The 13,675-nt window shown below is 51.2% G+C and carries 15 protein-coding genes; 5 read left to right on the plus strand and 10 right to left on the minus strand.

Annotation, left to right across the window (positions count from 1 at the left end):
- Positions 1-264: 264 nt before the first annotated feature.
- Together NP552_RS11550 and NP552_RS11555 are read left to right on the plus strand one after the other, a co-directional pair.
- On the plus strand, positions 265-2,322 hold the full coding sequence (locus NP552_RS11550) for a carbon starvation CstA family protein (protein WP_100633715.1): 2,058 nt from the start codon (positions 265-267) through the stop codon (positions 2,320-2,322).
- 14 nt (positions 2,323-2,336) lie between these two features.
- Positions 2,337-2,537 (plus strand): YbdD/YjiX family protein, encoded by a 201-nt coding sequence (locus tag NP552_RS11555; RefSeq protein WP_014860748.1) that lies wholly within the window; start codon positions 2,337-2,339, stop codon positions 2,535-2,537.
- 83 nt (positions 2,538-2,620) lie between these two features.
- Here NP552_RS11555 and NP552_RS11560 read toward each other — a convergent pair whose 3' ends face one another.
- The 4 genes from NP552_RS11560 to metC all read right to left on the minus strand — a co-directional run bounded on the left by NP552_RS11560 (position 2,621) and on the right by metC (position 7,106).
- Complete coding sequence (locus NP552_RS11560) at positions 2,621-3,070, minus strand: DUF1641 domain-containing protein (protein WP_100633717.1); 450 nt, start codon at positions 3,068-3,070, stop codon at positions 2,621-2,623.
- Between the two features lie 30 nt (positions 3,071-3,100).
- The gene (locus tag NP552_RS11565; RefSeq protein ID WP_100633719.1) at positions 3,101-4,291 is read right to left on the minus strand and encodes an NAD(P)/FAD-dependent oxidoreductase; all 1,191 of its coding nucleotides are present in this window, start codon (positions 4,289-4,291) and stop codon (positions 3,101-3,103) included.
- A gap of 76 nt (positions 4,292-4,367) precedes the next feature.
- Positions 4,368-5,798 carry an amino acid permease gene (locus tag NP552_RS11570; protein ID WP_100633720.1) on the minus strand — a complete coding sequence of 477 codons (1,431 nt, stop codon included), beginning with the start codon at positions 5,796-5,798 and terminating at the stop codon, positions 4,368-4,370.
- 123 nt (positions 5,799-5,921) lie between these two features.
- Positions 5,922-7,106 carry a cystathionine beta-lyase gene (gene metC / locus NP552_RS11575; RefSeq protein ID WP_274096738.1) on the minus strand — a complete coding sequence of 395 codons (1,185 nt, stop codon included), beginning with the start codon at positions 7,104-7,106 and terminating at the stop codon, positions 5,922-5,924.
- Positions 7,107-7,282: 176 nt separating this feature from the next.
- Here metC and NP552_RS11580 point away from each other — a divergent pair, with 176 nt between their 5' ends.
- A complete protein-coding gene (locus tag NP552_RS11580) occupies positions 7,283-7,741 on the plus strand; it encodes an Lrp/AsnC family transcriptional regulator (RefSeq protein WP_100633724.1) in 459 nt (152 codons plus the stop codon).
- Positions 7,742-7,833: 92 nt separating this feature from the next.
- On the opposite strand, the gene NP552_RS11585 is transcribed toward NP552_RS11580, so the two are convergent.
- The 6 genes from NP552_RS11585 to NP552_RS11610 form a co-directional block, all read right to left on the minus strand.
- Positions 7,834-8,727 (minus strand): DMT family transporter, encoded by an 894-nt coding sequence (locus NP552_RS11585; protein WP_100633726.1) that lies wholly within the window; start codon positions 8,725-8,727, stop codon positions 7,834-7,836.
- A gap of 74 nt (positions 8,728-8,801) precedes the next feature.
- Positions 8,802-9,137: a thioredoxin family protein gene (locus NP552_RS11590; protein WP_100633728.1), complete on the minus strand. Its 336-nt coding sequence runs from the start codon at positions 9,135-9,137 to the stop codon at positions 8,802-8,804.
- Positions 9,138-9,225: 88 nt separating this feature from the next.
- A complete protein-coding gene (locus NP552_RS11595) occupies positions 9,226-9,774 on the minus strand; it encodes an OsmC family protein (protein WP_274096739.1) in 549 nt (182 codons plus the stop codon).
- 51 nt (positions 9,775-9,825) lie between these two features.
- Positions 9,826-10,521, minus strand: a complete 696-nt coding sequence (locus NP552_RS11600; protein ID WP_100633732.1) for a DsbA family oxidoreductase — start codon at positions 10,519-10,521, stop codon at positions 9,826-9,828.
- Positions 10,522-10,614: 93 nt separating this feature from the next.
- Positions 10,615-10,902: a carboxymuconolactone decarboxylase family protein gene (locus NP552_RS11605; RefSeq protein WP_100634010.1), complete on the minus strand. Its 288-nt coding sequence runs from the start codon at positions 10,900-10,902 to the stop codon at positions 10,615-10,617.
- A gap of 747 nt (positions 10,903-11,649) precedes the next feature.
- A complete protein-coding gene (locus NP552_RS11610) occupies positions 11,650-12,402 on the minus strand; it encodes an alpha/beta hydrolase family protein (RefSeq protein ID WP_100633734.1) in 753 nt (250 codons plus the stop codon).
- A 553-nt stretch (positions 12,403-12,955) separates the two neighbouring features.
- Here NP552_RS11610 and NP552_RS11615 point away from each other — a divergent pair.
- Together NP552_RS11615 and NP552_RS11620 are read left to right on the plus strand one after the other, a co-directional pair.
- On the plus strand, positions 12,956-13,327 hold the full coding sequence (locus NP552_RS11615) for a histone-like nucleoid-structuring protein, MvaT/MvaU family (protein ID WP_100633735.1): 372 nt from the start codon (positions 12,956-12,958) through the stop codon (positions 13,325-13,327).
- A gap of 135 nt (positions 13,328-13,462) precedes the next feature.
- Positions 13,463-13,675 (plus strand): transposase (locus NP552_RS11620; protein WP_274096740.1); only part of this gene is annotated, 213 nt, incomplete at its 3' end.

Raw genomic sequence — 13,675 nt, forward strand, 5'->3', positions numbered from 1 at the left:
AGCGGTCTTGGGCTCTGCGGTTAGAGACCACCGAGGCACCAGCATCTTATGTCAATCCCCGATGCACCGAGTAGCCGAAAGCGGCTAGCGGTCGAAAGGCCCGATTGCATAGCCGGCAGCTCAGTAGAACTACGTAGCCTTGTGGGCGTAGTTCTGCGGATTTATTTGTGGTGGGTATACGCGGATATTGGCCGCTGCCGCGAAGCGGACACAAATATAAAAATCACGGTCGACGACCTACAGGCTGTCGACAGGAGACACGTAATGACCCATATGGCTAAACACATTGCCTGGTTTGCCGTGGCTGTTCTGGGAGCATTCGCGCTGAGCGTCGTGGCCTTGCGCCGTGGCGAAGCTATCAATGCTCTCTGGATCGTAGTCGCAGCAGTCGCCATCTATCTCGTTGCATACCGATACTACAGTCTGTTCATCGCCGAGAAAGTGATGCAGCTAGACCCTCGTCGAGCCACTCCCGCCGTAGTCAACAACGACGGCCTGGATTATGTGCCGACCAACAAACACGTGCTCTTCGGGCATCACTTCGCTGCCATCGCTGGTGCGGGGCCTTTGGTTGGGCCGGTACTCGCTGCCCAGATGGGCTATTTGCCTGGAACGCTTTGGCTGATAGCCGGCGTGGTGCTTGCCGGCGCGGTACAAGACTTCATGGTGCTATTCCTGTCTACCCGCCGCAACGGTCGCTCTTTGGGAGACATAGTGCGAGAGGAGATGGGCAGAGTTCCAGGAACGATCGCGCTGTTCGGCTGCTTCCTGATCATGATCATCATCCTTGCCGTATTAGCGCTGATTGTGGTCAAGGCGCTGGCCGAGAGCCCTTGGGGTATCTTCACCGTCATGGCCACCATTCCGATCGCCATGTTTATGGGCGTCTACATGCGCTATGTTCGTCCCGGGCGCATCGGAGAGATCTCGGTAATTGGGGTGCTGCTGCTGTTGGGCTCAATTTGGTTGGGAGGGCAGATTGCTGCTGATCCAGTTTGGGCCAAGGCTTTTACCTTCACCGGTATTCAAATCACCTGGATGCTGATTGGCTACGGCTTCGTCGCTGCGGTGCTGCCCGTCTGGCTGATCTTGGCACCGCGTGACTACCTGTCCACATTCCTCAAAATTGGCACGATTCTCGCACTTGCCGTCGGGATTCTCGTCACTATGCCCGAGCTGAAAATGCCGGCGTTGACTCAGTTCACCGATGGCACGGGGCCGGTGTGGAAAGGCGGCTTGTTCCCGTTCCTCTTTATTACCATTGCATGCGGTGCCGTGTCGGGGTTCCACGCGCTGATAGCCTCTGGCACAACACCTAAATTGCTCGCAAGCGAAGGCCACGCCCGCTACATCGGCTACGGTGGCATGTTGATGGAGTCCTTCGTAGCGATCATGGCTATGGTGGCTGCGTCGGTAATTGAGCCTGGTGTGTACTTCGCCATGAACAGCCCTGCGGCTATCGTTGGTGGTGATGCAGTGTCCGTAGCGCAGACGGTTAGCAGTTGGGGGTTCACAATTTCACCTGATCAGCTTGAGGCTGTTGCCCGAGATATCGGTGAAACCACAATTCTTGCCCGGGCAGGAGGTGCACCGACGTTAGCTGTAGGTATTGCCCAAATCCTGCACCACCTCTTGCCGGGTGAAAATACCATGGCGTTCTGGTACCACTTTGCAATCCTCTTCGAAGCGCTGTTTATCTTGACCGCAGTCGATGCTGGCACCAGGGCAGGACGCTTCATGCTGCAGGATTTGTTAGGTTCGTTTGTTCCTTCCCTACGCCGCACAGAGTCCTGGACGGCGAACCTTATTGCCACCGCTGGCTGTGTGGCACTGTGGGGCTACCTGCTCTACCAGGGCGTGATCGATCCGTTGGGTGGTATCAATACGCTTTGGCCGCTGTTCGGCATTTCCAACCAGATGTTGGCAGGTATCGCTCTGATGCTAAGTACCGTCGTGCTTATCAAAATGAAGCGTCATCGGTATGTTTGGGTGACCCTGCTACCAGCGATTTGGCTGCTGATTTGCACTACAACTGCAGGATTCATCAAACTGTTCGATGCTAACCCTGCTATGGGCTTCCTGGCGTTGGCCCGTAAGTACAGTGATGCGCAGGCCAATGGTCAGATTTTGGCGCCGGCGAAGGACATTTCGCAGATGCAGCATGTGATCTTCAACGCCTATACGAACGCTACGCTCACAGCCCTGTTCTTGCTTGTTATGTTTAGCATTTTGTTCTACGCGCTTAAGGTTGGGATTGCGGCGTGGGGTAGCAAGGAGCGGACGGATAAAGAGTCGCCTTACCAAGCACTGCCTGATGCATAAAGGAGGGTGGTAGCGTGTTCAATGACCTGAGCCGCCTCGGTAAATACCTGGGTCAGGCAGCGCGTCTGATGGTGGGCATGCCTGACTACGACACCTACGTCGAGCACATGCAGAACAAGCACCCTGACAAACCTCTGATGTCATATGAGGAATTCTTTCGGGAGAGACAGGAAGCTCGATATGGCGGTGGCAACGGTCAGCCACGTTGCTGTTAGCACCTTGAGGTATTTATCTGCGTAGTCAATCGCGCCCGATGCAATGCATCGGGCGCTTTGCGTCTTGGTCTGCGAAAACGGTGTCAGTCATCTAAATGGTTGGTAACGCCATGGTTGAGTTGCTTTCCGAGTGCTCCCGAAAATTCCAACGCAAATGCTAGTCCCCGTCTGACATCCGGATCAGAGGTCATCCGAAGCAAACGGATTAAAGAGGGGGGTTCCGAAAGCTTGCTCACTTGCGCGCTTGCGACGCGAGCTGCGTTACCCGCTAACCATGCAGCAGACGTGCCTTCTTCGAAGACATTTGCTAGCTTTTCGACCATGTAAGAATCGCTCATGTCGACGATGTCGGTCGCAACTGACATTAGGTCGACCAGCCTTGAGAGTCGATCTCCGGCCAAGAGTGGCTCAAGCTTTACGACAAGCAGCCTGAGCCCTTCGAGCGCCGCCTCGCTAAGTTCCAACGATTCCAAAATCGAGGGCGCTCCCGGTTGATTTTCCGAGGCGCTTCCTTGTTCAGAGAGTAAGCTCATCTGAGGTGTCCTGTAAAATTATTGATCGTGTTACACCAGGCCGCGCGCGACCGCCCAATATATGCCTCTATTGAAGCTTTTCCTCATAAGTCCGCCAACCTTAGTGGGGGGCGTAGGCTTTACATCACTTTCATAGTCGTACCAGAGCGGCATTCCTGCCTCCAGTCCCATCTGAGCAATTGCAGCAACCTTGCCCTCGTAACTGTCGCAAGTCCGCCCGAAACGAAGCTCGGAGGCTATGTTATTTACTACAACGGGGGACTGGCTATGGCATGCGCCTCCGGCCTTGCTCACGGGGAGATCAACGGTATCGCCCAAAACATAGACGTTTTCTAAGCCATAGACTTTCATGGTTTGATAATTTGTAGGGAGCCACCCTTCATCGTCTGCAGCTTGCGATAGTCCGGAGTTTCTGACCGCCTCTACGGCGCGGATAGGTGGGGTTGCCATAAGGATATCGAAATCTTCAGCCCCACCCTCTTCTGAAAAGGCGATATTGCTTTCTGGATCAACTCTGTTGAGAGTAAAGCTTCTTTGATGCTTGATGCCCCTTTGCTCAAATATGCTTGGTAGTACTTCGCAGGTGTCCTTTTGCAAAAAAAGACAGTTTCTTAACAGTTGAGCTACGGTGGGGTACGTGTAGACAATTTCCACCTTGTTTCTAACGCCGCGTTTACGTAGCAGGTCGTCAAGCATTAGTGTAGTTTCAATGGGCGCAATACCACATTGATGAGGTACATTGGGCGTCTTGGGGAATGTTACCGTGACTAGGATGCGACCTTTTTCGATCGACTTTAACTTATCTGCAAGCTGCCGCGCAGGCTCATGCTGATAGAAGTGATCACCGCCTTCTTTTAGGCCGTCGATTCGTTCAGGGCTTGGTATGCACCCTGTGGAGATAATGAGTTGGTCGTATCCGTATGCTTTTCCGCTCTTACATTTCACGCGGTTTATATTGAATTGGAATTCCTCGACCTCTTCAATAAGAAAGTCAATCTCAGGGCGGAGTAGGCTGCGCTGAGGCCGCCTGAGTTCATTCTTGAAGAAGCTGTCAAAGGCGATGTACATGAAGGCTGGTTTGTAGTAGTGCCAGGGGGAGTTTGACAACATCAAGATTTCTACTTTACCACTGCGTATTTCAGGGTAGAGTTTGGTGGCAAGGTGATTGGCAGTCATTGTGCCGCCAATACCGCCGCCGACAATAATTATCCGATGGGGCATGTGTTCTCCTTAGCTTTGTCTAAATGAAGGCCAGTCTTGCTCTGAGCGAGACTGGCCACAATGAGGCGCTAGCGGATTAGACCGAGGGGATGCCTGTATTCACTGCACCTTCTGTAGACATATTGAGTTTTGAGTGTTTTTTGGCGTATAGGAAGTAAATTGCGGCACCAATGAGCAGCCATGCTCCGAATGCAATCCATGTGTGCAGTTTCAGATACGACATCAGCGTAATGCAGGAAATAATTGCGAGTGCTGGTACGAGCGGCACGAGCGGGCACTTGAAGGCGCGTGGCAGTTCGGGACGCTTCTTCCTAAGCACGATTACTGCAAACGAAACTAGGCAGAATGCGGCTAGCGTGCCGATGTTCATAAGTTCGGCAAGTACATTCAGTGGTACTACTGCTGCGATAAGACCAAAAATGATGCCGATCGCCCAAGTAGTGAAGAATGGTGTGCCATATTTAGGATGAACTTCGGAAAACTTTGAGGGTACCAGTCCATCGCGAGACATAGCGAAGATAATTCTGGATTGCCCATAGAGCATTACAAGAACACCCGTGGTCATCCCCAAAATAGCACCCAGGTCGACAAAGCCCGCTACCCAGTTCTCACCTGCATACTGGAGGGCGAGCGAGACTGGATGGTCGACGCCGAGGAACTCACCGAATGGAACGATACCTGTCATGATCATGGATACCACAACGTACAATATCGCGCATATACCAAGTGAACCAATAATCCCGATTGGCAGATCACGCTCAGGTCTTTTGACTTCCTCAGCTGCAGAAGATACTGCGTCAAAACCAATGAACGCGAAGAAGACCAATGCTGCTGCGCTCATTATTCCATTGAATCCAAAAGGCGCGAAGGGCTGCCAGTTCTCGGGCTTTACGTGTCGGGCGCCGACGAGAATGAACAAAAGTACTACTGCAATTTTGAGTGCCACCATGATATTGTTGATTTTTATAGATTCACGTATTCCAATAGAAAGCAGCCAAGTGATTACCATCATGATGACAAACGCAGGCAGATTGAAGAACGTACTAACGCCTGGCAGCGCCCCAGGTGCTGCCGTCAACGCAGTGGGTAACGATAATCCGAATCCGCTTAGCAGGGATTGAAAGTAACCAGACCAACCAACAGAGACTGCTGCGCTAGCCAGGCCGTATTCGAGCATAAGATCCCAGCCGATCATCCATGCAACAATCTCCCCAAGGGTGAAATAGCTGTAGGTATAGACGGAGCCTGCTACTGGAATGCTTGATGCAAACTCTGAATAGCAGAGTGCTGCGAGCCCACATGCTAAAGCAGCGATGATGAACGAAATTGTTAATGCGGGGCCGGCTGTTAGAGCCCCTGTGCCCGTTAACACAAAAATACCTGTTCCTACAATGGCGCCCACACCGATAAAAATCATATCGACTGGCCCTAGCACTTTTTTCAGAGATGCGTTCGAGTTCTGTAATTTGCTTATTTCGTCTAAGCTTTTTGTTCTAAAAATGCTCACAATTGCCTCCGGTTTTATTATTCGCGGCAGTACGTGAAGAAGGGGGGTAACCTACCGGCTCCCCCTGTTTTAGCGTGCGCAAGGCTTTATTTATCTTCTCGGTTAATTAACGCTAGACCAATGTTAAGCCTGATGGAAAATCAGATCGAATCTATCAAAGCCTAGTTTGAGGTCGGCGATCAGGTCTTCTGCATTTTCCAAGCCGATATGAAGTCTAATCAGGTGACCTTCTTCCTCCCAAGTGGTTGTGGTACGCATTTTTCGTGGATCAACTGTCATCGCTAGGCTTTCAAAGCCACCCCAGGAATAGCCGAGTCCGAAAAGACTTAGATCATCAAGAAGAGCTTTGACTGCTTCAATGGGGGCGGACTTGGTAACAAACGATAGGAGGCCTGTTGCGCCGGTAAAGTCCCGGCGCCATAGGGAGTGATTTTTGTGGGATGGTAGCCCAGGGTAAATGACACGAGAAACTTGGTCTTGCTCTTCCAACCATTTGGCCACGCACATGGCGTTGCGTTGATGTCGCTCCAGACGAACATCTAATGTCCGCAGTCCTCGCAGAGCCAAATTCGCGTCGTCTGGGCTTACATAGGTACCCGATTGGAAATGGTAGGCTTTCAGTTGCGGCCATGCGCGTGATGATGCGGCGATGGTGCCGATAAGGGCATCAGAGTGACCAACGATATACTTGGTGGCAGCCATAATCGAGAGATCAACGCCATGATCGATCGCTTTGAAGTAAAGCGGCGTCGCCCAGGTGTTATCGAGCAGAACCAGTGCGCCATGGGCGTGTGCGGCCTTGGCGATTGCCGGGATGTCTTGAATTTCAAAGGTGTGAGAGCCTGGGGACTCAGTAAACACCGCCTCAGTATTAGATTGGAAAAGTTCGGAGATGCCCGCTCCAATTTGAGGGTCGTAGTAGGTTGTCTGAATACCCAGCCGTTTTCCTGCAGTATCCAAAAAATGGCGTGTCGGGGCATAAACACTGTCCGGTACCAGAATATGGTCGCCTGAGCCTACAACGGACAATATCGCGGTAACGCACGCGGATAGGCCGGAAGGGCACAGAACGGCCCCAGTGGCGCCTTCCAGCGTTGATATAGCTTCGCACAGGGCCTCGGTCGATGGATTGTTCCATCGACCGTACTGATAGCGCTGGTCGCCATTCTGCATACAGTCGACGCTTGGGAAAACGACTGTCGAACCTCGGTAGATAGGAGGGTTGACGAAACCGTAGTGGTCTTCGGGATGGCTACCTGCGTGAGCAATCACCGTCGCGCTTGAGGTGGTTAACTTATTGTTATTCAAGGCTTTTCTCTCTGATCGATGCGTGGCTAGACCAGTTAATTATATTTATTTCCTAGAGAAATTTTCTTTCGTATATTTCTTGCATGGCGGTTATCTAGTTAATATTATTAGGGCTGTCTAGGAAAATTCCGTATCCGATTAATTTAGATTTTTCTGCCATTGCCCGAGATGCGCCCATGATTGAGCTGGATAAGGTGGATCGAATGATCCTTGAGATCGTTCAGTTGAACGGTCGTCTCACCAACGCTGAGATTGCAGCTCGCGTCTCGCTTTCGGCCCCTGCAAGCTGGAAGCGATTGAAGCGGCTTGAAGAAGAGGTGATCGAGGGGTATCACGCTTCCCTTAACCGAAAAGCTATTGGTTTGAATGTTTTTGCTTTCATCAGTATTACGTTGGATACGCATTCTGAGGAGGCGATGGACAACTTTGAGAAGGGAATCAATTCACTTCCAAGTGTGATTTCCTGTCATAACATATCTGGGAAGTATGACTATTTACTTCAGGTGGTGGTTAAAGACATGGACGATTTCCATCAGCTGGCTATGTATAAGATCCGCCGCTTGGGAAATATTAAGGAGATGTATACGGGCTTTTCTCTCAAAGAGATCAAAAGGTGCCCGACTCTTCCTTTGTGAGTGCCAAGGTTACGCGCGATGTGGAACTTGCCTCAGCGATTGATGCAGTGCGTGCAGCCTAAGATCGACTGTGCTGCACGTGTCGATGCTTTTCAGTCTCTCGGCTTTAATGAAGCTGTTTGCTTAGCTGACAGTACCAGGGCAATGCCACCTAGTACTGTGAGGGAGCTTAGGCCAAGTCGAGTAGTAAAGGTTTCCCCTAGCAGTAGAACTCCGGCGATAGAGGCAATCACTGGCACGGTCAGCTGTACCGTAGCTGCGCGAAAAGATGAGAGATTTCGAACCGCCGCGTACCAGATAGCGTATCCCGCGCCTGATGCGATTGTGCCTGATACGACGGCAGAGGTAATACCGACAACGTCTGCATGGAAAGAGGATATGAAGGGCAGGGAGGTAAGCATGATTAGCGGCACAGACATCATGAAGTTGCCAGCTGTAGCCGCCAACGGATCAGTTAAGCTTTTACCGAGGATTGAGTAGACCCCCCATGCCACCCCTGATGTTAGCATTATTACTACGCTTGTCAGCGGCGGAGCGCTGGATCCAGGAAGAAGCAGCACGACAAGGCCAGTAACCGCCAACACTAGGCCTAGCAGTGCCAAGACGCCCATACGCTCTCCCTGCAGAACTCCGTACCCGAGCATGGTTAGCTGCACTGCGCCGAACAGAACAAGTGCGCCGGTACCGGTGTCTAGTTTCAGGTACGCGTAGGAAAACGCAAAGGCATAAACATAGAGTGATACAGCTCCCCCCCAGGAGCCTGTCGCCTTTTTTACTGGCCGCTGAAACTTAAGAATCACCCATAGGATCAGTGCACCACTCACCAAACGTATGACACTGAAGCTGATCGGATCGATAGCGCTGTGGCGCAGTGCGACGCGGCACAGCACTGAGTTCGCAGCAAAGGCGGTCAAAGCGATAGCGGTGAGAATGACAACGCGTTGTGTTTTTTTTGTGGTGAGAGCGGCAGATAGACGTGTATTCAAGAGAAGTCCTCCACTGGGTAGGGTCAGATTTCCAACCGAGAATCTGTTATAGAGTGTCAACCTTAAAGGTCGCTTCAGTCCATGTATTTGAGTTCAATTTCCAGAGCTTTCTGCAACTCCCTGTATGAATTCGCACCCATGATCAACTTAGAGAGAATCCCCTCTCTAAATACTGCGATTGAAGGAACGCCGTGAATATTTGATGCTTTCGCAACCGTGGGGGATAGGGCGACATCAACGTGTCTGAATGACGCGAGCTGAGAGTAGGCGTCAGCGAGCTTTTGGAAGACTGGCTTCATTCCGGTGCACGGGCCGCACCAAGGAGCAGAGAAGTAGACCACAAAAAGTCTATGGGGTACGCTAAGTTCTCTATACAGCCCGTCTGCATCTAAGTCATGAACGTCACTCATAGAAACATATCCAAGCTTGTTCTTAAAGTGCTGCGTAGGGCCGCCAGGTAGTACTTTGGCGTCCCTTCAGCGATGATGCTGCCAGATATTATATGATCTCTAGTTTAGGTGATACTTTGATTTCTCTCGCCATATTATGGAAGTTTGGCGAGGTTTTAATGACGTGTGCATGAAGCTCCTCGATTTGATGCTGAGGCGCGTCTGCGCAAATTTTTACTTTGTAGTTAATTTCATTTATGCCAGGGTTGAGGCTTTCATCAAGACCCAAGAATCCACGTAGATCTAGATTAGTGTCCGTTTCAATTTCAAGACTCTTGATTTTGATGCCCCTCGCCGCAGCGCCTGTTGCGTAACCCACCGACATACAAGCATTCAGGGCGGCAAGCAGCAGCTCCATTGGGCCGGGAGCTGTATTCTCACCCAGCAGCTCAACAGGCTCGTCCGAGACGATCTGGAAGTCTCGCGCTATTTGCCGACCGGCAAGCCTGCATTGAGTAACATTCGTAACGCTTTTGGTTTGGCCCATCCACTTAGTCTGGACATTGAAGCGGACTTCAGCTTTTGTGTCATCCGCCGCTACTTCGCGAGCGAAGTTCTCTAGATTAGTAACGTCGATACCATTCACAATGTTGTTCATGCTGACGGCCTACAGAAATTAATATTTATCGTTAATGTGCGAGCACGTTCATCAGCTGTCACATCCGTTTAGGCCGCAGGTCTGCCCTTGAAAAGATTCATCTTCGGTGGCATCCGAATGCATTCGTTGTAGCGCCAGTTTGAATGCGTCAACGGTTTGGGCTCCCGAAATGTAGAAGCCGTTGTTGAAGACAAACAGAGGAACGCCGTTTGCGACCTCACGAGCCTCTTTCTCATCCTTGGCGACTAGGTAAGGCAGCGTCTCATCATTCCAGGCATGCTGGACGAAACTTTCTGAAAGGCCGACTTCTCCCGCAATTTCCGCTAATGAGTTCACTTCGAAGATCGAGCGTCCATCTGTGGTGCAGGCCTTATAAAGGCGTTCGCTGAGAGCCTTTTTGATGTCGTTATCGTCGACTGCTTTGACGAGAGCATGTGCTTTTGTGGTGTCTCCAAAAAGCATAGTGTCAAAGTTGTAAACGAGGCCTGTTTCTGTGGCGTTCGCAACAACAGCCTGGATCATCCCCTTGGCAGACTGCTCGTTGCCAAACTTCTGCGCAAGAACCTGTTTTATCGGTGCAGCTTTTTGGCCAGCAGCGAGTCGAAATGCCTTGTAGTTAACTTGAACCAAGTCCTTGTGCTCGAAATCGGCGAGGGCAATCTCGAACCGACGCTTTGCAATCCAGCACCAAGGGCAGACGAAGTCCGACCAAACGTCAATCGTGATCAATTTGGATTCTGCGCTCATTTTGTATCACCTGAAAGATTCAGCAGCCCAGTTATTAGTCTGGGCGCGGACGGGAAAAGGATGGCTGCTCATTAGGAAAACAGCCCCTTTAGGTCATTCTTTGTCGAAGGCGTCTAGCACATGGGTGCTATAAACCAGAGCTGCGCCTGCGTTCATGTTGATTGCGACTCCCAGAGCTTCTGAGACCTCCTCAACCGTAACACCAAGCTTCTTAGCTTCGGCTACATGGAATGCAATGCAGCCGTCGCAGCGAGTGGTCACCGCTACCGCAAGAGAAATCAGCTCGCGGGTTTTCGCGTCTAGGTGATTGGTTTTTGCGCCAGCCCCACCTAGTGCCATTACGCCTTTAATGGTTTCTGGCGAAAGCGAGCCAAGCTGCATAACGCGGGCGTTGATGTCTTGTCGGGCCTGTTCCAATCTTGCATGTGATCCTCTCAGCTACGGCAAGGCGTAGAACTGAAACATTTAGTATGGTTACGTGAAAGCAAAACAAGCCTACCACCTAGTAGGTAGGAATAGCAATCCTGTTTCATTTATTAGGATTTCCCAGCCAACAGGCGCAATCACTTGCGCCGAGCCTCTGTGTCTGGTCGGCTGGACTTGGCTTGATATCTGGCTTTCAGAAGCTTCCGGCGGTCACGGAGCGCTGTGGATGCTGAGCTACCTGTGCTTTCCTCACCCCTGCCGCTTAGCCGTTTCCCGCAGTGGATATGAGTGAGCCGATGCTGTACGTGATCGACTCGACTGGCGGAATTGGTCTGAAGGGGAGCTACGGCCATTCGTTAGGTGTCTAGGATGGCTTCACGATTGAGCTCGTCATTGGTGGCGGCAACAACACAGCCTTGCGACCGCTGAAGAGTAGGGTGCCAGCCCTATGCAGAATTCTCGCACCTACGCTAACGCTGGGATTAGGACGATTGCATTAGAGCTAACGCAAAAAACGCCACTAATATGATGAGAAATATCATAGACCAGGAACTGCTACTGGCACTCTCTTTCCCTTGTCGCTGTGCCGATTCACTATCGCAGCAGAGGGGAGTTTCTTTCCCTTGTTCCCTAGCCTTCTTTAGGGCCAAAATTGAGCAGTATCGCATAAGACAATTCCTTTAGATCGAGGCAGTAACACTGTTATAGATATCTAGAGCTCCAGGCGGCAATGCATGAGGCAACATACTCCGCATCTCGACTGTTAGTTAATAGATGGTCGGCGGAATCCAGTGAAATGAAGCTTTTAGGGTGTTTAGCTGCTTGGTAAATCTTCTGCGCTTGTTCTATCGATACGATGTTGTCCGTGGGGGAGTGAAAGACAAGAAGCGCACGTTTCAAGTTCGCAGCACTGTTATCCTGCTGGTGGCTCTCAATGTCGTCAAGAAACTGCTTTTTTATTGTGAATTGTCTATCTGCAAGCGTTACGCTGTACTCACCAATGTCTCTGATGGTTTCCACCTGACCTTTGAACTGTTTCATGACATGGGACGCATCGGCGGGAGCGCCGATTGTAACTACCCCCTTTGCCTCTGGAATGTGCTTGGCCGCTGCTATAACTGCGGCGCCGCCTAAACTGTGTCCAATCAAAAGGGATGGTGCCTGGTGGAAATTACGCAAATATTCTGTTGCAGCTACTAAGTCGGCAACATTAGAAGAGAAATTACTGTTGGAGAAATCTCCATCACTGCCACCAAGACCTGTGAAGTCAAATCGAAGCACAGCGATATTATTGTCTACCAACGCTTTGGCAATTCGGGCGGCTGCTTTTATATCTTTTCCACACGTGAAACAGTGCGCGAACAATGCGTAAGCTTTAGCTGACTGAGGCGCCTCAAGCAGACCTGAAAGGTTCATGCCCTGGGAATTTGGAAACGTAATTTTCTGTTTGGTCATGTTTAGCTCCGTAGGAAGCATTGGTCTTGGAGTAGGCTTGCTGAGAGTTTTGCGTGTGTGAATTGTCGCAAAGGTGGTAGGGAATTGAGGGTCGAACTCGAATGGATCGAAGCCTACCATCTAGTAGGTGTGCTTGCAATCGTGATTGACAGCCTCGATTTTTAGAGGGGGGCGAACTGGCACAGGGCTGCACGGTGCTAAGCACTGAGGGGGGGGACTGATCACCAGAGCGTGTTTTATACGTTACTATTGGAGCGCCCGGTTAAATGCCGAACTTCACGGACAGCGTCAGACCAATCTTGTCATTCGCGACGCTTTTTGTCAGTTAACGACTTTTCCGTCTGGTTGGACAAACCTATTGGTTGGAGGCATGCCGAGCATTCGCAATGCCTTGGCCGGTCTGGCCAAGGGGTTGTTGCCAAAGAAATTGACTGCCACATGGTGGCCTACACCCTTCACACGGCAGCTTCGGCCATCGTACTATTCGTGCAGTCTCACCAGGCTCTGCCTGAGGCTCAAAACGAGCCTAACCAATAATCTAAAAGGAACCGATATGTCTAGGCTCGCTGAATTCCGCGCCCTTGAACAACAGCTCGCTGCACAGTTGGCTGAGCTGGAAAGCTTGAAAAACGATGATGGTCTCAAACGCGAGATCGAATTTGAGAAAAAGCTTCGCAACTTATTGGGCGAGTACAATTATAGCTTGCGTAACGTTGTTGCCATCCTCGATCCTCAAGCCGCTTCTCGCCGGGCAGCTCCTATCGCAGTTGCTGAAAAAGGCAATCGCAAGCCGCGCCAGGTCAAGCAGTACAAAAACCCGCACACTGGTGAAGTCATCGAAACTAAAGGCGGCAATCACAAGCAGCTCAAAGAGTGGAAGGCTGAACACGGTGCCGAAGAGGTCGAATCCTGGTTGGCTAAGTAACACTGTTTGAGTACAAATCAGGGCCCTGCGGGGCCCTTTTTTATGGGATAGTGAAATCCAGAGAAACCCAATCGGCGTCCCTCAGAAGCTGATTTTTTGTAAGGTTTCCAACCATCTACGGAAAGGAATCCTGTGATGGCAAAGCGTTGCGAACTCTCGGATGAGGCTTGGGCTGTGATTGGTGATCTCTTCACCGAAACCCATGGCCGGGGGCGGCCCCGTCTGAGCGACCGCCTGATGCTAGATGGCGTGCTCTGGGTGCTCTGCTCAGGTGCTGCGTGGCGAGATATGCCGGAGCGCTTTGGCCCGTGGTCAACGGTGTATCAACGGTTTCGGGTTTGGCGAAAC

This window comes from Pseudomonas sp. 8209 (assembly GCF_028682105.1).
GTDB classification, from domain to species: domain Bacteria; phylum Pseudomonadota; class Gammaproteobacteria; order Pseudomonadales; family Pseudomonadaceae; genus Aquipseudomonas; species Aquipseudomonas palmensis.